At 70.3% G+C, this 24,037-nt stretch carries 23 protein-coding genes; 10 read left to right on the top strand and 13 right to left on the bottom strand.

Annotated features, from left to right (window positions below):
• The first annotated feature begins 18 nt into the window (after positions 1-18).
• The gene (locus tag DWB77_RS19100; RefSeq protein WP_120722391.1) at positions 19-1,770 is read left to right on the top strand and encodes a GAF domain-containing sensor histidine kinase; all 1,752 of its coding nucleotides are present in this window, start codon (positions 19-21) and stop codon (positions 1,768-1,770) included.
• 138 nt (positions 1,771-1,908) lie between these two features.
• Here DWB77_RS19100 and DWB77_RS19095 read toward each other — a convergent pair whose 3' ends face one another.
• Positions 1,909-2,766 (bottom strand): Cof-type HAD-IIB family hydrolase, encoded by an 858-nt coding sequence (locus DWB77_RS19095; RefSeq protein ID WP_120722390.1) that lies wholly within the window; start codon positions 2,764-2,766, stop codon positions 1,909-1,911.
• 278 nt (positions 2,767-3,044) lie between these two features.
• Here DWB77_RS19095 and DWB77_RS19090 point away from each other — a divergent pair, with 278 nt between their 5' ends.
• The gene (locus DWB77_RS19090; RefSeq protein WP_120722389.1) at positions 3,045-3,911 is read left to right on the top strand and encodes a DUF72 domain-containing protein; all 867 of its coding nucleotides are present in this window, start codon (positions 3,045-3,047) and stop codon (positions 3,909-3,911) included.
• Between the two features lie 9 nt (positions 3,912-3,920).
• Entirely contained in the window at positions 3,921-4,820 is a 900-nt protein-coding gene (locus DWB77_RS19085; RefSeq protein WP_120722388.1) for an LLM class flavin-dependent oxidoreductase, read from the top strand.
• Here DWB77_RS19085 and DWB77_RS19080 read toward each other — a convergent pair.
• From DWB77_RS19080 to DWB77_RS19070, 3 genes are all read right to left on the bottom strand, one after another.
• Positions 4,817-5,281 carry a hypothetical protein gene (locus tag DWB77_RS19080; protein ID WP_120722387.1) on the bottom strand — a complete coding sequence of 155 codons (465 nt, stop codon included), beginning with the start codon at positions 5,279-5,281 and terminating at the stop codon, positions 4,817-4,819. The genes DWB77_RS19085 and DWB77_RS19080 overlap by 4 nt on opposite strands.
• 26 nt (positions 5,282-5,307) lie before the next feature.
• Complete coding sequence (locus DWB77_RS19075; RefSeq protein ID WP_120722386.1) at positions 5,308-5,898, bottom strand: RNA 2'-phosphotransferase; 591 nt, start codon at positions 5,896-5,898, stop codon at positions 5,308-5,310.
• A gap of 62 nt (positions 5,899-5,960) precedes the next feature.
• Entirely contained in the window at positions 5,961-6,476 is a 516-nt protein-coding gene (locus DWB77_RS19070; RefSeq protein ID WP_120722385.1) for a PadR family transcriptional regulator, read from the bottom strand.
• A 112-nt stretch (positions 6,477-6,588) separates the two neighbouring features.
• On the opposite strand from DWB77_RS19070, the gene DWB77_RS19065 reads away from it, so the two are divergent.
• Both DWB77_RS19065 and DWB77_RS19060 read left to right on the top strand, forming a co-directional pair.
• The gene (locus DWB77_RS19065) at positions 6,589-7,152 is read left to right on the top strand and encodes a hypothetical protein (protein ID WP_120722384.1); all 564 of its coding nucleotides are present in this window, start codon (positions 6,589-6,591) and stop codon (positions 7,150-7,152) included.
• The gene (locus DWB77_RS19060) at positions 7,149-8,519 is read left to right on the top strand and encodes a carotenoid oxygenase family protein (protein WP_120722383.1); all 1,371 of its coding nucleotides are present in this window, start codon (positions 7,149-7,151) and stop codon (positions 8,517-8,519) included. The genes DWB77_RS19065 and DWB77_RS19060 overlap by 4 nt, the downstream gene beginning before the upstream one ends.
• A gap of 162 nt (positions 8,520-8,681) precedes the next feature.
• On the opposite strand, the gene DWB77_RS19055 is transcribed toward DWB77_RS19060, so the two are convergent.
• Genes DWB77_RS19055 through DWB77_RS19040 form a run of 4 tightly spaced genes read right to left on the bottom strand, consistent with a single transcriptional unit; the run spans position 8,682 to position 13,200 of the window.
• Entirely contained in the window at positions 8,682-9,638 is a 957-nt protein-coding gene (locus tag DWB77_RS19055; RefSeq protein WP_120722382.1) for a MerR family transcriptional regulator, read from the bottom strand.
• 12 nt (positions 9,639-9,650) lie between these two features.
• Positions 9,651-10,583, bottom strand: coding sequence for a metal-dependent hydrolase (locus DWB77_RS19050; protein WP_174248581.1), 933 nt, complete (start codon positions 10,581-10,583; stop codon positions 9,651-9,653).
• Positions 10,580-12,349 carry an SDR family oxidoreductase gene (locus DWB77_RS19045; RefSeq protein ID WP_120727970.1) on the bottom strand — a complete coding sequence of 590 codons (1,770 nt, stop codon included), beginning with the start codon at positions 12,347-12,349 and terminating at the stop codon, positions 10,580-10,582. Before DWB77_RS19045 ends, DWB77_RS19050 begins: the two co-directional genes overlap by 4 nt.
• A 2-nt stretch (positions 12,350-12,351) precedes the next feature.
• The gene (locus DWB77_RS19040; protein WP_120722381.1) at positions 12,352-13,200 is read right to left on the bottom strand and encodes a M24 family metallopeptidase; all 849 of its coding nucleotides are present in this window, start codon (positions 13,198-13,200) and stop codon (positions 12,352-12,354) included.
• Positions 13,201-13,457: 257 nt separating this feature from the next.
• Between DWB77_RS19040 and DWB77_RS19035 the strand changes: the two genes are divergently transcribed.
• From DWB77_RS19035 to DWB77_RS19020, 4 genes are read left to right on the top strand one after another with little or no spacing between them, the layout of a single operon-like run.
• Positions 13,458-14,486, top strand: coding sequence for an ABC transporter ATP-binding protein (locus DWB77_RS19035; protein WP_120722380.1), 1,029 nt, complete (start codon positions 13,458-13,460; stop codon positions 14,484-14,486).
• Entirely contained in the window at positions 14,476-15,363 is an 888-nt protein-coding gene (locus DWB77_RS19030) for an ABC transporter permease (protein WP_120722379.1), read from the top strand. The genes DWB77_RS19035 and DWB77_RS19030 overlap by 11 nt, the downstream gene beginning before the upstream one ends.
• Entirely contained in the window at positions 15,360-16,271 is a 912-nt protein-coding gene (locus tag DWB77_RS19025) for an ABC transporter ATP-binding protein (protein WP_120722378.1), read from the top strand. Before DWB77_RS19030 ends, DWB77_RS19025 begins: the two co-directional genes overlap by 4 nt.
• Before the next feature lie 30 nt (positions 16,272-16,301).
• Positions 16,302-17,021: an ABC transporter permease gene (locus DWB77_RS19020; RefSeq protein ID WP_120722377.1), complete on the top strand. Its 720-nt coding sequence runs from the start codon at positions 16,302-16,304 to the stop codon at positions 17,019-17,021.
• A gap of 132 nt (positions 17,022-17,153) precedes the next feature.
• Here the strand turns inward: DWB77_RS19020 and DWB77_RS19015 are convergent, their stop codons facing one another.
• The 3 genes from DWB77_RS19015 to DWB77_RS19005 form a co-directional block, all read right to left on the bottom strand.
• Positions 17,154-17,978 carry a hypothetical protein gene (locus DWB77_RS19015; protein ID WP_342777976.1) on the bottom strand — a complete coding sequence of 275 codons (825 nt, stop codon included), beginning with the start codon at positions 17,976-17,978 and terminating at the stop codon, positions 17,154-17,156.
• A gap of 261 nt (positions 17,979-18,239) precedes the next feature.
• Positions 18,240-19,538 (bottom strand): CynX/NimT family MFS transporter, encoded by a 1,299-nt coding sequence (locus DWB77_RS19010; RefSeq protein ID WP_428985131.1) that lies wholly within the window; start codon positions 19,536-19,538, stop codon positions 18,240-18,242.
• Positions 19,539-19,639: 101 nt separating this feature from the next.
• A complete protein-coding gene (locus tag DWB77_RS19005; protein ID WP_120722376.1) occupies positions 19,640-20,317 on the bottom strand; it encodes a FadR/GntR family transcriptional regulator in 678 nt (225 codons plus the stop codon).
• A gap of 226 nt (positions 20,318-20,543) precedes the next feature.
• Here DWB77_RS19005 and DWB77_RS19000 point away from each other — a divergent pair, with 226 nt between their 5' ends.
• Positions 20,544-21,230, top strand: coding sequence for a rhomboid-like protein (locus tag DWB77_RS19000; protein WP_120722375.1), 687 nt, complete (start codon positions 20,544-20,546; stop codon positions 21,228-21,230).
• Between the two features lie 318 nt (positions 21,231-21,548).
• Here the strand turns inward: DWB77_RS19000 and DWB77_RS18995 are convergent, their stop codons facing one another.
• Both DWB77_RS18995 and serS read right to left on the bottom strand, forming a co-directional pair.
• Entirely contained in the window at positions 21,549-22,376 is an 828-nt protein-coding gene (locus DWB77_RS18995; protein ID WP_174248579.1) for an HAD family hydrolase, read from the bottom strand.
• Entirely contained in the window at positions 22,373-23,662 is a 1,290-nt protein-coding gene (gene serS, locus DWB77_RS18990; protein WP_120722374.1) for a serine--tRNA ligase, read from the bottom strand. The genes DWB77_RS18995 and serS overlap by 4 nt, the downstream gene beginning before the upstream one ends.
• Between the last annotated feature and the right edge of the window lie 375 nt (positions 23,663-24,037).

The following is a 24,037-nucleotide window of genomic DNA, read 5'->3' as shown; positions in this document are numbered from 1 at the left end:
ACTAACTAGTCTCAAGGCATGCCGCCAGATCCGAAGAGGCCCAGGGGCCACCAGGACGTCACGGGCCTGGACCACCAGGACCACGACCCGCTCGAAGCGGCCACCCGCGCCACCCGCAGCCTGCAAGGACTCTCCACCGAGCTCACGGCGCGCGTCCCGCAGCTGCTGGAGGCGATGCGCTCGGTCGGCACCGGCCTTGAGCTGCACTCCACACTGGACCGGATCTGCGAGACGGCGGCCGAGCTCGCCGACGCACGGTACGCGGCGATCGGCGTCGTCAACGAGGACGGCCGGGGGCTGTCCGACTTCGTGACGTACGGCGTCAACGACACCGAGGCCCGCGCCATCGGGCACCGGCCCGACGGCCACCGGGGACTGCTCGGCTGGCTCATCCACCACCCCGAGCCGCTCCGGCTCGCCGAGATCGCCGCCGACCCCCGTTCGGCGGGCCTCCCCCCGAACCATCCGCCGATGAGCACCTTCCTCGGCGTCCCCATCCGCGTCCAGGGCGAGATCTTCGGGAACCTCTATCTGACCGAGAAGCACGGCGGGGGCGAATTCAACGACTACGACCTGCACATGGTGCGGGTCCTGGCCACCGAGGCCGGAATCGCCATCGGCAACGCCCGGCTCTACGAGGCGGCGCGCCAGCGTGAGCGCTGGATCGACGGTTCGGTCGCGGTCACCACGGCGCTGTTGTCGGGCGGCGACGCGGACGACGCCCTGGAGGTCGTGGCCGAACAGGCCCGCCACCTCGCCGTGTCCGACGCGGGCATAGTGCTGCTGCCCGCCGAGGAGGGCGGCCTGGAGATCGTCGCGGTCTCCGCCGACAACCCGCGCGTCTCGCTCGGCGTGGTGATCCCGCCGGAGAGTCCGGTCGTGTCGACGCTGCTGGAGGGCGAGGCGGTCTTCGTCGACGACGCCGCCACCGACCCGCGCATGATCACCAAACTGGCCGAGCGCTACGGGCCGAGCATGCTGCTGCCCCTGCAAAGCGGCGGCCGGGTCCTGGGCGCCCTCGCCACGCCTCGGGCGCGTGGGGGGCGGCCCTTCACCGAGGCCGAGCGGACCCTGGCTGGTCAGTTCGCCTCGCAGGCCGCGCTCGCCCTGATGATGGCGGAGGCCCAGCGCGACCGGGAACGGCTCGCCGTGTACGAGGACCGCGACCGCATCGCCCGTGACCTGCACGACCTCGTCATCCAGCGCCTCTTCGCCACCGGAATGATGTTGGAGGGCGCGCAGCGCAAGTCCGTCGTGCCCGAGGTGCAGAGCGGCATCGGCAAGGCGGTCGACGAACTCGACGTCACCATCCAGGAGATCCGCACGGCGATCTTCGCGCTCCAGCAGGGCCCGGCCGAGGCGCCCTCCGGGCTGCGCACCCGCGTCCTGCGGGAGATCAACATGGCTGCCGTGCCGCTCGGCTTCAAGCCGGCCCACCGCTTCCTGGGGGCCGTCGACACCCTGGTCGGCGAGCTGACCGGAAAGAACCTGATCGCGGCGTTGCGCGAAGCCCTCTCGAACGCCTTCCGGCACGCCGAGGCATCCCGGATCGAGGTCGTCGTCGATGCCACGGCACAGCTGCCGGACGGCAGCGCGGGGGTGCGGCTGACGGTCGCCGACAACGGGGTCGGCATCCCTCCGGGCGGTCGCCGCAGCGGATTGCGCAACCTTCGGCGGCGCGCCGAGGCGCTGGGCGGATCGAGTTCGTACGGACCCGGGCTCGGGGATGGCGGCGGGGGCACGACCGTCGTCTGGGAGGCGCCTCTCTGAGGGCCGGCCCATCCGAGCCGCTCAACCGATGGATCGGCCGGGAGCGGAGTTGTGTTTCACGTGAAACACGGCCGCGTGGTCGCCTCTGCGCCTGTGTCGTCCCACCGTGCGCGGCGGCAGCGCTGATGCGGCCAGGCCTCAGAGGGCCTTGAGGATCTGCTCGATCACGACCGCCACGCCGTCCTCGTTGTTGGCGACGGTGCGCTCGGAGGCCGTGGCCAGGACGTCGGGGTGGGCGTTGCCCATGGCGTACGACGTGCCCGCCCAGCTCAGCATTTCCATGTCGTTCGGCATGTCGCCGAAGGCCACCACCTCGGCCGGCGAGATACCGCGCTCGGCACAGCACAGCGCCAGCGTGGACGCCTTCGAGACGCCCGCGCCGCTGATCTCCAGCAGCGCCGTGGGGCTTGACCGGGTGATTTCGGCATGTGCCCCGACTGCCGCGCGGGCCAGCGCGAGGAAGTCGTCGGGGGCAAGCTCGGGGTGGAACGCGAGGACCTTGAGCACCGGCTGGTTCGCCGGGGCGGCGTCCTCGGCCAGCAGCTTCTCGACCGGGGCGACGCTCGCCGCCGGGTCCATGTGCAGCGGCGGATAGGCGAGTTCGTGGTGGAAGCCGCCGGTGCGTTCGACCGCGAAGGACGTACCGGGAACCGCCGCCCGCAGCAAGGTGACGACCTCCAGGGCGGCGTCCCGCTCCAGCGGGCGCACCTTCACGAAGCGGGGCCCCTCGGGGCCGCCGTGCAGATCGACGACGGCCGCTCCGTTGCCGCAGATGGCCAAGCCGTGGCCGTGGACATGGGAGCTCACGACACCCATCCAGCGAGCCGGGCGGCCGGTGACGAAGAAGACCTCGATGCCCGCCTCCTCGGCGGCCGCCAGGGCCGCGACCGTACGGTCCGAGACGGACCGGTCGTCGCGCAGCAGTGTGCCGTCCAGGTCGGTCGCGATGAGCCGCGGTGCGGTGGGCACGGGGCGGATGGCCGGGGCGGGATCCATAGCAGAGGTCACCGCCCCATTGTCCCGCACAGCAGCGCACGGACGTGCGAAGGACCGCACAGATGAGAGCGCTCGGCGGTGCGCCCGGGGCACGAGGGGGCGTACGCGGCACGGGGGGATGCTCCGGGCACGGCGAGATGCGTACGGGAGAGTCGGGCTCCCGCGTCGGACGAGCGGTGAGCCCTCTGACGTCACCAGAACGGGCCGCCGTGGAGCGGCCGCGCGATGTCCCGGCGCGCCGGGTGAATCCGTCACGGCGTCCGGGGAAGACGGCCGCAATGGGACGGATTCGGGTCGGAACCTGCTCGTGGACGGACAAGGCGCTGGTGTCCAGCGGTTGGTATCCCAAGGGGTGGCGTGACGCCGAGGGCAGACTGCGGCACTACGCCACCCAGTTCCCGGTGGCGGAGGTCGACTCCACCTATTACGGGCTGCCCAGCACCCGCAACAGCCTGCTGTGGAGCGAGCGCACCCCCGCCGGCTTCCGGTTCGACGTGAAGGCGTTCTCCCTGCTCACCGGGCATCCGACACGGCCGGAAGCGCTGCCCGCCGATCTGCGTCCGGCCCTCGCGCGCCGGACGGCGGGCGTCGATCCCGGTCTGCTCGACGAGGTGTGGGACCGCTACAGCGCGGCCCTCGAACCGCTGCGGGCCGCGGGCCGATTGGGGACGCTGGTCTTCCAGTTCCCGCGTCGGCTCGTACCGGGCAGGCCCGCGGTGGAGTTCCTGCGCCGCTGCCGTGAGCGTGCCGCGGGGTGGCCGATGGCCGTGGAGTTCCGCCATCCCGACTGGTGGCGTGCGGGGCACGTCGATGTCACGACGGCTCTGTTGACGGAGCTGGACGCGGCTGCCGTTGCCGTCGACATGGTGCAGACACTGCCCGATTCCGTACCGCCCGTCATACGGGTCACCACTCCGGACCTCGCCGTGGTGCGCTTCCACGGACGCAACAGTGCCTGGGGGACCGGCACCAAGGAGGAGCGGTTCCGCCACGGGTACACGTCCGAGGAGCTCTGTGAGTGGGCGCCGCGCGTGCGCGAGATGGCCGAGCGGGCCCGGGAGGTGCACGTCCTGTTCAACAATTGCTGCGGTGACGCGGCGGTGCGCGCCGCCCAGTCGATGCGGGAGCTGCTCGACCTCTCGTAGGGTCGACCCATGCGACTGAGCACTGTGATTCTGCCGATCGACCGCTGGCACGAGGGTGGCCGTGACGCCTGGCTGCGCGCCGAGGAGCTGGGCTTCCACGCCGCCTACACCTATGACCACCTGTCCTGGCGGACGTTCCGCGACGGCCCGTGGTTCGGGGCGGTTCCCACGCTGACGGCCGCCGCTGCCGCCACCACCCGGATGCGCCTGGGCACCCTGGTCACCTCCCCCAACTTCCGGCATCCGGTGACCCTGGCCAAGGACCTGATCACCCTCGACGACGTGTCGAACGGCCGGATCGTCCTGGGCATCGGGGCGGGCGGCAACGGCTTCGACGCCACCGCGCTGGGGCAGGAGGCGTGGACTCCGCGTCAACGGGCCGACCGGTTCGGCGAGTTCGTGCCGCTGCTCGACCGGCTGCTGACCGAGGACTCGGTGACCTACGACGGCACCTTCTACTCGGCGGTCGAGGCGCGCAATCTGCCGGGCTGTGTCCAGCGGCCCAGAATCCCCTTCGCGGTGGCCGCGACCGGCCCGCGCGGACTGAGGCTGGCGGCGAAGCACGGCCAGGCGTGGGTCACGACCGGCGACCCGAAGCTGTTCGAGTCCGGAACGCCCGAGGAGTCCCTCCAGGCCATCCGCGGCCAGATCGAGAAGCTGGGCGCGGCCTGCGAGGAGATCGGGCGCGAGGTGGACGAGCTGGACAAGGTCTTGCTCACCGGCTTCACCCCGCAGCCCGGCCGGCCGCTGGAATCCCTCGACGCGTTCGTGGACTTCGCCGGTCGCCACTTCGAGCTCGGCATCTCCGAGATCGTGCTGCACGCGCCGATCCCCGACTCCGACTTCGCGGCCGACCTGAAGGTCTTCGAGCAGATCGCGACCGAGGGACTCGCCCAGCTGGGGCGCTAGCCCTTCCGGTCGCGAACGTGTGCGCTCATCCACGGGGTGAGCGCACCGAGCAGCACCAGCTCCTTGTACGTCCGGTCCCCGGGCAGCGGCACGACCAGCCACCAGCCGGGCGGGAAGAAGCGGCCTCTGACGTGGGCGAGCCCGCCGTAGACGGAGCGCAGGAAGGCGGGCACGTCGTCGCGCGGCACATCGTCGAAGTGCACGCCGTCGACGGTGATTTGGGCGTCGTCCTCCGGATAGATCCGCACGGACACGGAGGGCGAGCCACCGAGCTCGACGTAGGCCTCGTGCGGCAACGAACCGTCCGGGTCGACCACGGCGCACACTCCGGCGGAGGTGCGGCGGGAGGTGCGGTCGGCACCGATGTCGTCGGTGACCTCGACCGCGAGCCGGTACTGGTGGGCGATCGCGCGGATCGCGGTGACCGCGGACTCGGTGGTGGGGAGGTGGGGATGGCGCATGGCATTGATCATGCCAAGTGCCGGCCTCAGGTGGGCAGGCGCAGATACTTCGGCGGTACGGAGCCGGTGAGCCAGACCCCGTTGGCGCTCACGTGAAAGACATGACCGTCCTGGTACATGGCTCCGGCGTCCACGCTCAGGATCACCGGCCGGCCGCGGCGGGCGCCGACCCGGGCGGCGGTTTCCCGGTCGGACGAGAGATGCACATGGTGGCGGTTCATCGGACGCAGGCCTTCGGTGCGGATCGCGTCCAGCGAGCGGGCCACGGTGCCGTGGTAGAGGTACGCGGGGGGTTCGGCGGGCGGCAGGGCGAGGTCGACGGCCACGGTGTGGCCCTGGCTGGCACGGATCCGCCCGCCCTCTATGGCGAAGCGCCGCTTGTCGTTGGTGGCGACCACGTGGTCGAGCTCGGCGCGGGTGATGGGGAAGCGGTGGGCGGCCGCGCACCGCAGTAGCTCGTCGATCTCCACCCAGCCCTGGGCGTCGAGGACGAGGCCGATCCGTTCGGGCTGGTGACGCAGGTGTTTGGACAGGTATTTGGACACCTTGACGGTCCGTCTGTCGTCGGGGGACGGCGGTGGGCCTTCCTCCGGCGGCCGGTGTGGTGTTTCCTTCATGCCGCCAGGGTGCCTGGCCGGGCGGGGGCCCGGCACCCCATTTCTCCGGCGGCCGCGCCCGGTCAGGGCTTGAGCTGCTCCACCGCCCAGCGGGCCCACTCCTCGTGCATCTCGCTGAGCCGCTTGCCGTACTCCAGGGCGAGCCTGCCGTGTGCCGACAGCGGATCCTCGTCCCAGTCGATGGCGGCCTCCGCCTGCCGCAGGCCCGCGAGCTGGCGCGCCGAGCGCTCGGCCTCGTTGAGCAGATAGGTCCGTGCTTCGAGCGGGGTGAGCTCGCCGAGGAAGAAGACCCGGAGAAGGGAGTCGCTGCGGCGGGTGCGGACCGGCTCGACCTCGGTCAGCCAGCGGTGCAGTTCGGCTCTGCCCGCGGCGGTGATGCCGTACTCCTTGCGGCCGCGTGGCCCCTCGGCGGAGACCTCCACCAAATCGGCGTCGGCGAGTTTGCCCAGCTCTCCGTAGACCTGGCTCTGCGTCGCCGACCAGACGTGGGCGAGCGAGGTCTCGAAAAGCTTCATCAGGTCGTAGCCGCTGGCCCGCCGGTCGGCGAGCAGGCCCAGGACCGCGTGTCGGAGGCTCATGTCCCCCACTCTACATTCCACTCTTGACACGTCAAAGATGGAACCTCTACATTCGACATGTCGAAGTTGGAATGTGGAGCCGGGCCGAGCGCCCGGAACAGAGGGGACTCCCATGAGCTACCTGCGCGGATTCATCCCGTGGATCGTTTTCGCCGCCATCGGCAGTGCGCACTGGCAGTGGGGCGCGCTCGCCGCCCTCGCCGTGGGTGCCTACCTCCTCGCGATGGACCGCAAGCGCGGGGTGAGTGCCGACTCCCTGATCCTGGAGCAGTCCACGATCGCCTTCTTCGCGGTGCTGAGCGTCATAGCGTTCATCGCTCCCGACAGCGGACTGCGCGAGTACGGCGGCGCCCTGGCCACCGGCTGGCTGGCGCTGACCGCATGGGCCACCCTGGCCGTCCGCAAGCCCTTCACCACCGGCATAGCCAAGCGGCAGGCGCCGCCCGAGGTGTGGACCAACCCGGTGTTCCTGCGGATCAATGTGGTGCTGACCGCCGTCTGGGCCCTCGCCTTCACCCTGACCGCCGCGGCGCTCGCACTCATCGACGCGCAGTCGCTCGGCAGCACCGCCTCGATCGTCGTCCAGGTGGCGGGCTTCGCCGTCCCGGCGATCGTCACCGCCCAGTACCCGGAGCGGGCCCGCCGCGCCGCCGTCCAGAAGGGCGCCGCACGATGACCGCCGCAGCCGGCACCTCCGCGGAGCGCACGCCGTCGGCCCCGCACCTCGCGGGCAACTTCGCCCCCGTCCCCGACGAGCTGACCACTCACGAGCTGACCGTTACCGGTGCCATACCCCCCGAGCTGACCGGCTGGTACGTGCGCAACGGGCCGAACCCGCAGGACGCGGCCTCACCGCACTGGTTCTTCGGGGACGGCATGGTCCACGGCGTCCGCCTCGAAGGGGGCCGGGCCCGCTCCTACCGCAACCGCTGGGTGCGCACCTCGACCTTCACCGACGGGGCGCGGGTCCACGACCGGCAGGGGAACACCGATCTCACCGCCGGGGTCGCCAACACCCATGTGGTGCGCCACGCCGGCCGCACCCTGGCCCTGGTCGAGTCGTCCTACCCGTACGAACTGGACGGCCGGCCGGGCCGCGAACTGAAGACGCTGGGGGCGTACGACTTCGGCGGGCGGCTCACCACCGCCATGACCGCGCACCCCAAGACCTGCCCGGTCACCGGAGAACTGCACTTCTTCGGATACGGGATGCTCAGCGAGCCGTACCTCACCTATCACCGCGCCGACGCCACCGGCGAGTTGGTGGTGAGCAGGCCGGTGGAGGTACTAGCGGCCACGATGATGCACGACTTCCATCTCACCGCCTCGCATGTGGTGTTCATGGACCTGCCGGCCGTCTTCGACCTGGAGACGGCGATGCGGCCCGGTGGCGGGCTCCCCTATCGCTGGGACGCCGAGTACGGGGCACGGCTCGGTGTGCTGCGCCGGGACGATCCCTACGGCGAAGTGCGTTGGCTGACGATCGACCCTTGTTATGTCTTCCACGCGCTGAACGCCCATGACGAGCCCGGTGACGGCGCCGGGGGCGGGGAGCGGATCGTGCTGCATGTGGTGCGGTACGAGCGCCTGGGGGCGAGCGGGCCCACGCTGTGGAAGTGGACGCTGGACCTGGCGGCCGGGACGGTCCGTGAGGAGCAGCTGGACGACCAGGCCTGTGAGTTCCCCCGGATCGATGACCGGCTGGCGGGGAGGGAGTCCCGGTTCGGGCATGTCACGGTGGCGCAGACGCCGTCCTCGGGGCCGATATCGGGGGCGCTGCTCCGCTACGACCTGCGGACGGGATCGCTGGCGCGGCACGAGTTCGGGGCGGGTCGGGCTCCGGCGGAGGCGGCGTTCGCTCCGGCGGACGACCGACCGGGTGGCCCGGGGTGGCTGCTCAGCTATGTGTACGACGCCGCTCGCGACGCCAGCGATCTCGTCATTCTGGATGCGGACGACCTCGCGGCCGCGCCCGTCGCGACGGTTCACCTCCCGCAGCGCGTCCCGTTCGGCTTCCACGGCAATTGGCTCGCTGATCAGTAGATCAGTGACCTCAATCACCCTATGGAGAAAGGTTGTTGGGTTTGATCCACAGTGAAGGCCGGTTATCCACAGGCTAATTGACAGCGCTGTGGACAACTACCGCACCAATACGCACCGTTGGTGAATTTGCCTCCGTGATAGGCAATTTGAGCCTGATGCACCCTATGTCCCGATATGAGTTGGAGCAGTCAAGGCATCCAACCTACGCGCCTGCACCTCGCGTTCGGCGGCCGCCGTGATGAACGCGGCGACGTTCTCCGGGCCGACCAGCTCCTGGACGGCTCGAACGGTGGCGTCGGGAACCATCACCGGTCCGGGGCCCGGGGTGGTGGGGGCGGTGGCCGGGGTGCCCAGGTGGCGCTGGAGATGCCTGGTCGCCAACAGGCGCATGGCGCGGGCCAGTTCGGCGTCCACGGTCTGCTGGGCCAGGGGGCGCAGGCGGCGCACCAGATCGGCGGCCTCGGCCGCCTCGGAGTCGGTCGGGGGGCGGTGGCCCAGGTAGCGGGCGAAGACATGTTCCGTGGTGAAGTCCAGGAAGCGGGCCGCGATGTGTTCGACCTGGCCCCGCAGCTCGCGCAGATGCCCGGAGATGGCGTCGAGAGGCACCCCTGCCGCATACAACTCAGCTGCCACAGCCAGCTCTTGGGGGCTGGGTACTAGGAACTCGGAATCGTTGTCCGGGATGCGTTCCAGGATGCCGAGCTCGACCGCGTCGGCGACCGCCCCGTCGTCCGGGTTGCCGCCGAAGGTCTCGTCGAGTTCGGCGCGGGAGATCCGGGCGGCCTCCTCATCGGTCCAGGGGCCGTTCACCTCGGCGACCAGACCGAGTACGCCGCCGAGCCCCCGGCCCGCGTCCCAGGCCTCCAGGAGTTCCTTGATGGAGGCCAGGGTGTAGCCCCGGTCCAGGAGGTCGGCGATCTGGTGCAGCCGGGCCAGATGGGTGTCGCCGTACACATTGGACCGGCCGCGCCGCTCGGGCCGGGGCAGCAGGCCCCGGTCCTGGTAGGCGCGGATGGTGCGGACCGTGGCGCCGCTGGCGTGCGCCAGGTCCTCGATCCGGTACTCGGCAGGTGCCGCCGTCTGCGACGCCCCCTGCTGTAGTGCTGACTGCCCGGACAAAACCCACTCCCTCTAACCCAGGGCGGCGCGGCCCACCGCGCCCGCCGCCGCTCGGGCCGCCGGCGAGGTCGCGAGATAGTCGACGGCCTTGCGCAGGGAGCCCTCCTGCGAGGGATGGTACGACCGGCGCAGATAGCGGGGTATGGCCGAGCCCAGTTCCTTCCAGGTGGGCAGCAGGCCCCGCCGCACCGCCCGATTGTGCTCGCGCAGCGAGTAGCGCACCCGGCCGGCCAGGGAGGGATCGTGCCGGATCAGATAGGAGGCGCCCCACGCCCACAGCCACAGCAGCACCGGGGCCACGACCACCATGCCCTCCACGCGGCGCGCGTACCGGGGCAGGCCCGTGCCGCCGCAGTGCTGGTACATGTCGAAGGCCACCGCCCGGTGCTCGACCTCCTCAGCGCCGTGCCAGCGCAGCAGATCCAGCATGATCGCGTCGGAACCCGCCCGGTCCAGGGCCTCGGCCTGCAACACCCAGTTGCCGAGCACCGCCGTGAACTGCTCGATCGCGGCGATCAGCGAGAGACGGAAGCGCAGCCACTCCTGCGCCGGAATCGGCGCCCCGAGCGGGGGCGTCTCGCCGAGGAGCTGCTCGAAGAGGAAGTCGACGTACCGGGTGTAGGGCGCGGTGTCCAGGTGCTGCCGGGCCAAGTGGTCCAGAACATGGGCGTGTTGGACGCTATGGGTGGCCTCCTGGCCCATGAACCCCTTCACGTCCTTGAGCAGCGCCGGGTCCTCGACCAGTGGCAGGGCCTCCTTGAACACCTTCACGAACCAGCGCTCGCCCGCCGGAAGCAGCAGGTGCAGCACATTGATGACATGGGTCGCGGTGGGCTCGTCCGGTATCCAGTGCAGCGGTGTCGCGTCCCAGGCGAAGGAGACCCGGCGCGGCGATATGAGGTAGTGCTCGACGTCCCCCGTGCCGTCTCGGTGCTCCGCGCTCACAGCGGAGGCTCCAATCGGGCGATCGCGCGCAGTGTCCTCGGCGCGAAGCGGGACATGAGGTGGGCGCCCCGGGCCTCGGGCGTCACCGGCACCACGGCCTGGTTCTTCACGACCGCCCGCAGGATCGCCGAAGCGACCTTCTCCGGATGGAAGTTGCGCAGGCCGTACAGGCGGGAGGTCTTCTTCTGAAGGCGCCGCTCCTCCGTTGCGTCGGTCCCGGCGAAGTGCGTGGTCGAGGTGATGTTGGTGTTGACCAGGCCGGGGCAGATCGCCGAGACGCCGATGCCCTGCCCGGCCAGTTCGGCCCGCAGGCACTCGCTGAGCATCAGCACCGCGGCCTTCGACGTGCTGTAGGCGGGTAGCGCGCGGGAGGGCTGATAGGCCGCCGCCGACGCCATGTTGACGATGTGGCCGCCCTGGCCGCGCTCGGCCATCTGCCGGCCGAAGACGCGGCAGCCATGGATGACGCCCCACAGATTGACGTCGAGGACCTTCTTCCAGTCCTCGGCCGTGGTGGCGAAGAAGGAGCCCGAGAGGCCGATTCCCGCGTTGTTGACCAGGACGTCGACGACGCCGTATTCGAGGGCGACCTTCTCGGCGAGCTTCTCCATGGCCTGCTCGTCGCCGACATCGACGACCTCGCCCCAGGCCTCGGGCGCGCCGATGAGCCGGGACATCTCCGCGGTCCTGTGCGCACCCTCGGCGTCCCGGTCCACGGCGACGATCCGCGCCCCGGCCTCGGCGAACGCGAAGGCCGTGGCCCGCCCGATGCCGCTCGCGGCGCCCGTCACCAGAACCAGCTGGCCGGCGAACCGATCGGCGTGGGGGCCCGTGGCGACGGTGTCCTTGGCCGGTGTGCCGTCCTCGTTGGCACGGACGAACTCGCTGATCCACGCGGCCAGTTGGTCCGGCCTGGTGCGCGGCACCCAGTGCTTGGCGGGCAGTGTCCGGCGGATCAACTGGGGCGCCCACCGCTCCAGTTCGGCATACAGCTTCGGGGAGAGGAACGCGTCGTCGAGCGGGGTGATGAGCTGGACGGGCACATGGGCGTAGGCGTCGGAGCGGGGGCGGCGCAGCCGGGCGCGGACGTTGTCCCGGTAGAGCCAGGCGCCGTGCGCCGCGTCCTGCGGGAGGGAAGCCGTGGGGTAGCCGTCGGCGGGCACCTTCTCCACCCGCTGGAGGATCTTCGGCCAGCGCTTGCCGAGCGGCCCGCGCCACGCCAGCTCCGGCAGGACCGGCGTGTGCAGCAGATAGACGTACCAGGACTTGGCGCCCTGCCCCATCAGCTGGGCCACCTTGCGCGGGGTGGGGCGGCTCATCCGGCTCTTGATCCAGTGGCCGAAGTGGTCGAGCGACGGCCCCGACATGGAGGTGAAGGACGCTATGCGGCCCTCTGTACGCTCGACCGTCGCGAACTCCCAGCCCTGGACCGAGCCCCAGTCGTGGCCGACCAGGTGGACCGGCCGGTCCGGGCTCACCGCGTCCGCGACGGCCAGGAAGTCGTCCGTCAGCTTCTCCAGGGTGAAGCCGCCGCGCAGCGGGGCCGGCGCCGTGGAGCGGCCGTGTCCGCGGACGTCGTACAGCACCACGTGGAAGCGGTCGGCGAGGCGCTCGGCGACCTCGGACCACACCTCCTTGCTGTCCGGGTAGCCGTGCACCAGAACCACGGTGGGCTGGGATTCGTCACCCAGCTCCGCCACGCACAGCTCCACGCCGCCGGTCCGTACCCAGCGCTCACGCGCCCCTTCGATGGTCCCGTTCGTCACGCTCACGCCGCCTTCTCCTCGGCCCAGCGCCGCACATGCGGCAGATCGTCGTCCAGCCAGAAGGCGCTCTGCTCGGGGTCCTGGGAGTCGGTGACGACCAGGATCTCCTCGAACTTCGCGCCGGTACCCCGAAAACCGAGGTGCGGCTCGACCGCCCACAGCCCGGGTCGCGGCGGGTGGTCGGAGAACCGGTAGGGGGACCAGAGCGGCGACCAGCCGTCCCGGTGGCCGTGCAGCGCGTCGCTCGCCAGACCCTTCAGTGCCTGGGTTCCGAAGCCGAAGACGTGGGGTGACCAGCGGCGTTCCTGCACCCGGTCGATCTTGTGGGCGATCACGCCGAAGGGATAGGCGCGGTGCCGGTTGGCGTAGCCCTGGCGGACCATGAGCCGGTCAACGTCCTCGTAGATCTCGCGCAGCGGCCGTTTCTCGCGCACCTCCCGCAGGATGAGGGCGCGGTGCGCCTCCAGGTCGGCGAGCAGCCGGTCGTGCACGGGGTTGAGCCCCAGACAGCCCGAGTAGCCGATGTCCGCGGTGTAACCCTTGTAGACCGGGGCCATGTCGAGGATGAACGGCATCCCCGCCTCCAGGCGCCGGTTGGTGGGGAAGAACTGCAACGGGACGCGGAAGTTCACGAACGCCGTGCGGTCACCGAACCAGGCGAACGGCAGATGGAACCAGTCGCGCACGCCCCGCTCGCGCAGCCACTCCCGCTGCATCCGCGCGGCCTCGCGCTCGGTCACCCCCGGCTTGAGCTGGCCGGCCACCGCCTCCGCGCACTCGTACGCCAGGCTCTGCACTTCGCGGAACCCGCGCAGCCGCGCGTCGGGTCCAGCCTTCACTGCCGTCGGCATCCGTCCACCCTCTGTCGCCCTACGCGTGCGTAACTTGACACTGATGAATGTGACAATGCCCGGCGGCTGCGTCAAGGGTCCTGCGTCAGCCTGTGGACAACCGGCCGGTTGTGGACAACCCGGTCGCCCGGGACGGTGAGCCGTCCGCCTCACGTACGGGTTCCCCTACGGGGCCGTACCTCTGGAGTCGGACATCGATCCAGCCGTCTGGGCTGACGATTGCTGTGTCCTGCGCCACTACCGTCGATGACGTGACTGTGATCGCGACCGAAAGCCTGAGCAAGCGGTTCCCCAGGGTGACCGCGCTTGACCGGCTCTCGTTGGACATCGGCCCCGGAGTGACCGGGCTCGTGGGCGCCAACGGAGCCGGCAAGTCCACGTTGATCAAGATTCTTCTTGGTCTCTCGCCCGCCACGGAGGGCACCGCCGCCGTGCTCGGCCTCGACGTGGCGACCAGCGGCGGCGCCATCCGCGAGCGGGTGGGCTACATGCCGGAACACGACTGTCTGCCGCCCGACGTCTCTGCCACCGAGTTCGTCGTGCACATGGCGCGCATGTCGGGCCTGCCGGCCACCGCGGCCCGCGAACGCACCGCCGACACGCTGCGCCACGTGGGCCTCTACGAGGAGCGGTACCGGCCGATCGGCGGCTACTCGACCGGTATGAAACAGCGGGTCAAGCTGGCCCAAGCCCTCGTCCACGACCCGCAGTTGGTCCTCCTCGACGAGCCGACCAACGGACTCGACCCGGTCGGCCGCGACGAGATGCTCGGCCTGATCCGCCGCATCCACACCGACTTCGGCATCTCGGTCCTGGTCACCTCACACCTCCTGGGCGAGCTGGAACGCACCTGCGACCACGTCGTCGTCATCGACGGCGGCCAGTTGCTGCGCTCCAGCTCCACCAGCGACTTCACCCAGACCACGACCACCCTGGCCGTCGAGGTCACCGACTCCGAAACCCACACCGACGGCACGGAAGCGGTGCGCAAGGCCCTCACCGAAGCCGGGGTCACGCTGCACGCGGGGGTCGAGGACGGCCTGCCGGGCGCCGGCCACATCCTGCTCGTCGAGGCCACTGGCGAGGACATCTACGACACGGTCCGCGACACCGTGGCCCACCTGGGCCTCGGACTCGTACGGATGGAACAGCGCCGCCACCACATCATCGAGGTGTTCCAGACGCCGACGCGGGAGCCGGTCTCCGAACGCGCCGCCGCCTGGGCGGCCACCGCGGCCACCGCCGCCGGCGCCGAGCAGAAGGGAAACGGCCGCGATGGCAACTGACAGCGCCCAGACCCAGATCCACAACATCGGCTACCGCAGCTACGACGGGCCGCGCCTGGGCCGGGCCTACGCCCGCCGCTCACTCTTCTCACAGTCGCTGCGCGGCGCCTACGGACTGGGCCGCAGCGCCAAGTCCAAGGTGCTGCCCATGCTGCTGTTCGCGGTGATGTGCGTGCCCGCCGCGATCATGGTCGCGGTCACCGTCGTCACCAAGGTCACCGACCTCCCCGTGCAGTACACGCGGTACGCGATCTACCTCCAGGCCGTCATCGGACTGTTCATCGCGGCCCAGGCACCCCAGACGGTCTCGCGCGACCTGCGCTTCAAGACCGTGCCGCTGTACTTCTCGCGGCCGATCGAGCGCGTCGACTACGTCCTCGCCAAGTACGCCGCCATGGCGTCGGCCCTGTTCATCATCACGGGCGCGCCGCTGGTGGTCCTCTACATCGGCTCCCTGCTCGCCAAACTCGACTTCGCGGACCAGACCAAGGGGTTCGCCCAGGGGCTGGTCTCGGTGGCACTGCTCTCGCTCCTCTTCGCGGGCCTCGGCCTGGTCATCGCCGCGCTGACGCCGCGCCGCGGCTTCGGAGTCGCCGCCGTCATCGCCGTACTGACCGTGTCCTTCGGGGCGGTCTCCGCGGTGCAGGCCATCGCCTTCAATCAGGGCTCGCCCGGCGCCGTCCAGTGGCTGGGCCTGTTCTCCCCCATCACGCTCATCGACGGCGTACAGACCGCGTTCCTCGGGTCGAGCTCCGCCTTCCCCGGCGGCCACGGCCCCGGCTCTGGCACCGGAGTGGTCTACCTGCTCGTCGTCCTCGCGCTCATCCTCGGCTCCTACGCCGTGCTGATGCGCCGCTACCGGAAGGTCGGGCTGTGACCACCATCGACATCGATCACGCCTCCCGCTGGTTCGGCAACGTGGTGGCGGTCAACGACGTCACCATGACGATCGGCCCCGGCGTGACCGGGCTGCTCGGCCCCAACGGCGCCGGAAAGTCCACGCTCATCAACATGATGGGTGGTTTCCTCGCCCCCTCCACGGGAACGGTCACGCTCGACGGCGCCCAGATCTGGCGCAACGAGTCCGTCTACCGCACGGTCGGCATCGTTCCCGAGCGGGAGGCCATGTACGACTTCCTGACGGGCCGCGAATTCGTCGTCGCCAACGCCGAGTTGCACGGCCTGGGCGCCCGTGAGGCCGACCGGGCACTGGCGACGGTCGAGATGGAGTACGCCCAGGACCGCAAGATCCAGACCTACAGCAAGGGCATGCGCCAGCGCGTCAAGATGGCGTCCGCCCTCGTCCACGACCCCTCGGTGCTGCTCCTCGACGAGCCGTTCAACGGCATGGACCCGCGCCAGCGCATGCAACTCATGGAACTGCTGCGGCGGATGGGGGCCGAGGGCCGCACGGTCCTGTTCTCCTCCCACATCCTCGAAGAGGTCGAGCAGTTGGCCTCGCACATCGAGGTCATCGTGGCCGGACGGCACGCGGCCAGCGGCGACTTCCGCAAGATCCGCCGCCTCATGACGGACCGGCCGCACCGCTATCTGATCCGCTCCAGCGACGACCGCGCGCTGGCCGCGGCGCTGATCGCCGACCCCTCGACCGCCGGGATCGAGGTGGACCTCAAGGAAGGCGCGCTGCGCATCCAGGCCGTCGACTTCGGCCGGTTCACCACGCTGCTCCCGCAGGTGGCCAAGGCGAACGGCATCCGCCTGCTGACGGTCTCGCCCTCCGACGAGTCCCTCGAATCCGTCTTCTCCTACCTCGTAGCGGCCTGAGCGCCTCCAGAAAGGAGCGGTGACGTTCCCATGTACAACCCGACCGTCGCCCGGCTCACCTACCGAGCCCTGCTCGGCCGCCGCCGGGCCGCCATTCTCTTCGTCCTGCCCGCCCTGCTGATCGTGATCGCCGCGGCCGTCCGCTCCTTCAGCGGAGCCGACGACCAGGTCACCGCCGACCTGCTCGGCGGGTTCGCGCTGGCCACGATGGTGCCGCTGATCGGCGTCATCGCCGGCACCGGCGCCATCGGCCCGGAGATCGACGACGGCTCGATCGTGTACCTGCTGGCCAAACCGGTGAAACGATCGACGATCATCTTCACCAAGCTGATCGTCGCGATCGCCGTGACGATGGCGTTCTCCGCGATCCCCACGCTGATCGCCGGGCTCATCCTCAACGGCAACGGCCAGCAGATCGCGATCGCCTACACCGTGGCGGCCCTGGTCGCCTCCATCGCGTACGCCGCCGTCTTCCTGCTGCTCGGCACCGTTACCCGCCACGCGGTGGTCTTCGGGCTGGTGTACGCGCTGGTCTGGGAGTCGCTGTTCGGCAACCTGGTGCCCGGCGCGCGCACGCTCAGCGTCCAGCAGTGGTCCCTCGCGCTGGCCCAGCGCATCGGCGAGAACGGCGTGATCTCCTCCGACGTGGGGCTGCCGCTCGCGGTGATCCTGCTGGTGGGAGTGACGGCCGCGGCCACCTGGTACGCGGGCCGCAAGCTGCGCACCCTCAAGCTGGCCGGGGAGGAGTAACGGGGGCTTCCCCGGCCAAGGGCGGTGCCCGGCGTCAACTCGCCGCCGGGCACCGCCTGTTGTGTGCGGGGCGGACGACACCACGGGGGAGAGCTATCACCTCCTGGTGCGGGCCGCCCGGGGGCTCCTTCGCTACCTGCGGCGTTTGCGACGCGGGCACGGCGGAGGGGGAAGGCGCCGCTGGAGGTCGGCGACATCCCCGGAGAGATCCGTGAGCCGCACGCTCATGGCCCCGACCACGCGGTTGGTGGCGTCGAGCCGGCGGTCGACCTGCTCAAGGCGACCGTCCATCCGCTCCAGCCGAGTGTCCATCCGCTCCATGCGGTGGTCCATCTCCTCCATGCGATGGTCCATCGCTGTCATCCGCTGGTCCATCGAGGACATCCGCCGGTCCATGGACTCCAGCCGCACGGACATCCGGTTCAGCACCGGACCCAGTTCCTGGAGCGCGGGTCCGACCCGGGCCATGGAGCCCTCCAGGTCGGCGACCCGGCGGTCAAGGCCGTCGTAGCGGGGGTCGCTCGCGATGACGGTCCGGGGGGACTGCTCGGTGTCGAGGAGGTACGTCCGCACACACCGGGCGACTTCGCTGTCGCGAAGAAGCATGGCTATGTTGAGGACGGTTCGGCGGGTGAAGAGCCTGAGGTGGGCCCTGCCCTGTGGATAACTTGCCGGTTCTCCGTCTTTTGAAATGGCCAAGTTAGCCATTTCAAAGACTTGCAGCTCAGCACCCTTCAGGGTGCGCATCCCGTTGTCGTGCAGCTCGTCCCGGTAACGCCTGACGACACTGTTGACGGCCTCTGTGGGGACGGCGAAGTACAGGGCCACAGCATCTGTGGACAAGTGGACGCCATCGGGTAGCACCCGCAACGCCTTGACCTTCTCCAGGACGTCAATGCGTCCCAGGTGGTCGGCGCGCAAGGTGCGCGATTCGAGTAGGGCGACTTCGGATGGCATGGTCGGCCTTCCGTTCATGGTCGTGTGCCGGATGTCTTGGACGCCCCAACCCCGGGCAGCGGGGGTGGAGGTCCGCTCATCTACGCCACTGACTCAATGACCGGTCCTTGTCCCGCGACCGGCAATCCCCAAATTCACGAAAGGTACGACGCCACTAACCCCAGTTGCCTCCACGCACGGTGGTCAACGAGCGGACTTTCGTACAAGTCACGCATCCGGGGAACACCTGTTGGGAACAGACCTTTCAGCGCGCATGCGCGGCTAGACCGTTCGGTCCCGGGCCGCGAAGAGGCCCACGGCCAGGGCCGCCGCGCATACGCCGAGTACCAGGGCGATCGGCACGGTCCAGCCGCCCGTCGCCTGGTGCACGGCGCCGGCCGTAAGGGGGCCGACGGCCGCCAGCAGGTAGCCCACCGTTTGGGCCATGCCGGAGAGCCTGGCCGCGGTGCGGGCGTCGCCGGAGCGCAGCACGATCAGCGTCAGGGCCAGGCCGACCGCGCCGCCCTGCCCGATCCCGAGGACCCCCGCCCACAGCCAGGCGCCGCTCACCGGGGCGACCATCAGGCCCACATAGCCGGCCGCGACCAACGAGGTGACCAGGACGATCAGCGGGCGCTGGCTGCGCATCCGGCCGGCGAGGAGCGGCACGGCGAAGGCGCCCGCCACCTGGATCAGGTTGTTGAACGCGAAGATCACGCCCGCCGTGGAGCGGCTCATCCCGTGGTCCGTGAAGATCGTCGGCATCCAGGCGATCAACACGTACGACCAGAGCGACTGGAGCCCCATGAAGAAGGTGACCTGCCAGGCGAGCGCCGAGCGCCACACGCTCTTTCCGTCGGACGACGACCCGAGAGCCGCCGACCCGCCCGTCGTACCCCTTCCGGTCGAGTGCGAAGCCGCCCCGCTCGTGACCCGCACCTCGTGCCCCGTACGGCCGCGGGCGATCAGCACCTGCGGCAGCCAGGCCACCGCCGCGAGGACCGCGAGCAGCGACCAGACCGCCAGTGAGGCTTCCCAGCTGTCTCCGAACGCCTTCTCCAGCGGCACCGACGACGCTGCCACCACGGTGGCGCCCGCGATCATCGCCCCGGTGTAGACCGACGTCATCGACGCCGCCCTGTCCGGGAAGTCCCGCTTGATCAGGCCGGGCATCAACACGTTGAGCAGGGCTATCGCCGTGCCGACCAGTACGCCACCGCCGTACAGCGCCACGGTCGAGGGCGCCACCCGCACCAGGATGCCGACGGCCAGGAGCAGCAGGGCGAACAGGAGCACCGGCTCGGTTCCGAAGCGGCGCGCCAGCCAGGGAGCCACCAGGGCGCCGAGCCCGAGGAAGAGCACGGGCACGGAGGTCACCAGGCTGCTCGCGGTCGACGACAGCCCGAACGACTCGCTGATGTCGCTCACCAGCGGCGAGACGCTGGCCAGGGCCGCCCGCATGTTCACCGATGCCAGCACGATCCCGACCAGCAGCACCACCGGATGCGCCAGCAGAGCCCGGCGCGCGGCAATGCCCTGAGGCGATGGCCGTACGTCGGCCTCGGCGTCGGGCAGCAGCAAACGATCAACATCCGGGCGTGACAAAACAAGCACCTTTCCTTGGGGAGGAGTTGGAGGGGAGGAGTTGGCGGGAGGAGTTGGGAGGGGGTGGGGGCGGGGTCCTACCCCCGTACCGCCAACGCCCGTACCGCGGCCAGCGGCTCGCGGAGGAGTTCGCGTACCGCGCGCTCCGCAGCCGCGGGGTCGCCGCTCTCGATCGCGTCGACCAGCGCCTCGTGCGTGTCGAGGTCGATCGCCGGCATCTCCTGGTCGCGCAGCGACGTGATCAGACTTTCGTGCACCTGCACCGAGAAGAACCGGTACACCTCGATGAAGGCCGGGTTGTGGGTGGCCTGCACCACGCCCAGGTGGAACGCCATGTCGGCGTCGGCGGCGCGGTCGCCGTGTTCCCGCAGGGTTCGCAGGGCGCCGCGCAGGGCCACCATGTCGGCGGTGTCGCGGCGTTCGGCGGCGAGCCGGGCGGCTTCGGCCTCCAGAGCGACGCGGAGTTCGAGAACGTCAAGGGTGTCGGCCGCGCGGATTCCCTGGAGGACGGCGGAAGGGTCGGCCGTGGAGCGTACGAAGGTGCCGTTGCCCTGGCGGGATTCGAGCAGGCCCGCGTGGACCAGGACGCGGACCGCCTCGCGGACCGTGTTGCGGCCGACGGCCAGTTGCTCGGCCAGCTCGTGCTCGGTCGGGATGCGGTCGCCGACCGCCCACTCGCCGTTGGTCAGCTGGGCCTTCAGCTGATCGACCACGGTGTCCACCAGGGACTGTCGTCCCGCCGTTCTGAGGGCCACGCCCACCCACTCCCTTCGTCATTCACCCGGTTGCCCAGTCATCCTACAACTGGCCCTCGCGCCGACCTCGCGCCGACCTCGCACCGACTCGCGCCGACCTCACCCGCTCTGGCTCCCCGGCCGTCCGGCGCCCGGCCGCCGTTCCGCCGGCCCGCGCTTCCGTTTGTTCCGTCGTTCCCCCGTGGCTCTCCGCGTGCCACACAGGGTTCCGGGCCATCATCTAGGGATGACGACCCTGCTCCCCCGTGGCGCCGAGCGCTCGCGGCCGGTCCGTTCGTGGGTGCGTTCCACGCCCGGGACGCACCTCTGGCTGCTGGTCATCGCCCTCACCAGCCTCGTCATCCAGCTCTCCACGCGGGACCTTGAACACTTCCTGCTGCACCGCAACAGCAGCAACATCCACGAGCTGACCAAGCACCCCGTGCAGGCCCTGTTCACCAGCGCGTTCTGGATCGAGAACCCGTCCTCGCTCCTGCTCTACCTGGTGCTCTTCGAGGTCGTCCACGGCACGGTGGAGCGCTGGCTCGGCACCCTGCGATGGCTCTGCACGGTCGTCGTGGGGCATGTGGTGGCGACGCTGATCAGCCAGGAGTACGTCCTGTGGTCGATCCAGAACCAGCACTTGCCCAAGCGGCTCGCGCACGCCATGTCCCATGTGGTGGACATCGGGGTCAGTTACGGGCTCGCCGCGTCGGCGGGCATCCTCGTGTACCGGCTGCCCCATCCCTGGCGCTGGCTCTATCTCGTGGGGCTTGCCGTGTTCTTCGGCGTCCCGCTCGCGACCGGCGGCACGTTCACCGACCTCGGCCATGTGACCGCGCTGGTCATCGGTCTCGCGTGCTGGCCGCTGACCCGGGACGTGCCCACGCGAAATCCGGTGGCGCCCAACGACCGTGCGGGGCACAGTGGTTGAGGCAGCCGCGCACGGCGGGCGCGGGCCGCAGCACGGGGGCAGAGCACGACGAGGACCTGTAGGTACGCGCCGGACGACGGCCGTACGACGGGTTGCGTCGGGCTCGTGGTGCGGCTTCGCGGGGCGGGCATCGGAGTGGCACCGGCCACTTCGACGGGCCGCCGCCCGTGACCGGTTGCCGGGGCGGCCGCTTCGAGCGCGCGTCAGCGCGAGGCCGCCCCTCCACCATGGGTAAGGGGCGCCCGCCATTGCGGACGCCCCTTACCCATGTCTCGATCTTCACACCGTCGGCGGCACACCGTCAGCGGCGGCACACCCTCAGCGCGCGCCCTGGAGCAGCTGCTCAAGGACCACGGCGATGCCGTCGTCGTCGTTGGAGGCGGTGATCTCGTGGGCGACGGCCTTGAGTTCGTCGTGGGCGTTGGCCATCGCCACCCCGTGCTCGGCCCAGCCGAACATCGGGATGTCGTTCGGCATGTCCCCGAAGGCGATCGTGTCCGCCGCCTTGCAGCCGAGCCGGCGTGCGGCGAGGGGCAGGCCGGTCGCCTTGCTGAGGCCCAGCGGAAGGATCTCCACGACGCCGGGGCCCGCCATGACGACGCCGACCAGGTTGCCGACCACCTGGCGCGTGATCTGCGCCAGCGCGTCGTCGTCGTACCCGGGATGCTGGACGTAGACCTTGTTCAGCGGGGCCGACCAGAGCTCGGCCGGATCCTCGAAGTGGCGTACCGGAAGGGGCCCTTCCTGGACCTGGTAGCCGGGGCCGACCAGGACTTCGCCGTCGATGCCGTCGCGGCTCGCGGCGAGCGCCAGGGGGCCGATCTCCGCCTCAACCTTGGACAGGGCGAGCCCGGCGAGCTGGCGGTCGAGCGTCACCGACGTCAGGAGGCGGTGCTCACCGGCGTGGTAGACCTGCGCGCCCTGCCCGCACACCGCGAGGCCCTCGTAACCGAGGTCGTCGAGGATGTGGCGGGTCCAGGGCACCGCCCGGCCGGTCACCACGATGTGCGCGGCGCCGGAGGCGGTGGCGGCGGCCAGCGCCTCGCGGGTGCGCGGCGAGACCGTCCCGTCGGAGCGCAGCAGCGTCCCGTCCAGATCGGTCGCGACCAGCTTGTACGGGAAGGCCCGGCCCACGGCGGTGCTCACTTGGCGATCGGCTCCAGGACCTCGCGCCCGCCCAGGTAGGGCCGCAGCACGGGCGGGACCCGCACCGAGCCGTCGGCCTGCTGGTGGTTCTCCAGGATCGCCACGATGGTGCGCGGAACGGCGCACAGCGTGCCGTTCAGGGTGGCCAGCGGGGCGACCTTGCTCTTGCCGTCACCGGTCTCGCGCATGCGGACCGACAGGCGCCGGGCCTGGAAGCCGTCGCAGTTGGAGGCCGAGGTCAGCTCGCGGTACTTGCCCTGGGTGGGGATCCACGCCTCGCAGTCGAACTTGCGCGAGGCGGAGGCGCCGAGGTCACCGGTGGCGACGTCGATCACCTGGAAGGGCAGTTCGAGGGCGGTCAGCCACTGCTTCTCCCAGTCCAGAAGGCGCTTGTGCTCGTTCTCGGCCTCGTCCGGGTGGACGTAGGAGAACATCTCGACCTTGTCGAACTGGTGGACCCGGAAGATGCCCCGGGTGTCCTTGCCGTAGGTGCCGGCCTCGCGGCGGAAGCACGGCGAGAAGCCGGCGTAACGCAGGGGCAGCTTGTCCGCGTCGAGGATCTCGTCCATGTGGTAGGCCGCGAGCGGGACTTCGGAGGTGCCGACCAGGTAGTAGTCGTCCTTCTCCAGGTGGTAGACGTTCTCGGCGGCCTGGCCGAGGAAACCGGTGCCCTCCATGGCGCGCGGGCGGACCAGGGCGGGGGTGAGCATCGGGATGAACCCGGCCTCGGTGGCCTGCGCGATCGCGGCGTTGACCAGGGCGAGCTCCAGGAGCGCGCCGACGCCGGTCAGGTAGTAGAAGCGCGAGCCCGACACCTTGGCGCCACGCTCGACGTCGATGGCGCCCAGCGACTCGCCGAGCTCCAGGTGGTCCTTGGGCTCGAAGCCCTCGGCGCCGAAGTCGCGGATGGTGCCGTGCGTCTCCAGGACGACGAAGTCCTCCTCGCCGCCCACGGGGACGTCCGTGTGGACGATGTTGCCCAGCTGGAGGAGGAGCTGCTTGGCCTGCTCGTCGGCGTCGTTCTGCGCGGCCTCGGCGGCCTTGACGTCGGTCTTGAGCTGCTCGGCCTTCTTCAGGAGCTCGGCGCGCTCGTCCGGCGTGGCCTTGGGGATGAGCTTGCCGAGCGCCTTCTGCTCGGAGCGCAGCTCGTCGAAGCGGAGGCCCGAGGACCTGCGCAGCTCGTCGGCGGAGAGCAGGGCGTCGACGAGGGCGACGTCCTCTCCACGGGCGCGCTGGGAGGCGCGAACACGGTCGGGGTCCTCACGGAGCAGGCGAAGGTCAATCACCCCTCCAGGCTACCGGTGCGGACTCGCGGCCCCCCACCGGATATCCCGCGCGGCGTCGACCCGCGCGGCGCTTTGTCCGAATTGACCGCATTAGGAAAAGTAGGCGTGGAATTCCCGACGGGTCGTCAGGCGGAGCGCCCGACGGATGTCAAGGAAAGTGTCGCTATTCCCCGGAAAGGGGCGCCCATCGGACCGGCGTTGACCGACTCCCTTGTCGCGCCCCGGACTTGTCCACAGAAGGGCGCACCGCCGAATACTTATCCACAGGCTGTGTGGAGAATCTGTGGACTGCGGAAGAGATCGTTCCGAAAGCCGCATGCGGGGCCGAGGATTCCCCTCCCAAACCCGTTCCACACACTCATTCGGGTGGGAATT

The sequence above is a fragment of the Streptomyces hundungensis genome (assembly GCF_003627815.1).
Lineage (GTDB): Bacteria > Actinomycetota > Actinomycetes > Streptomycetales > Streptomycetaceae > Streptomyces > Streptomyces hundungensis_A.
The sequence above is the reverse complement of the archived record's forward strand: the minus strand, read 5'-3'. Positions and strand labels throughout refer to the sequence as shown.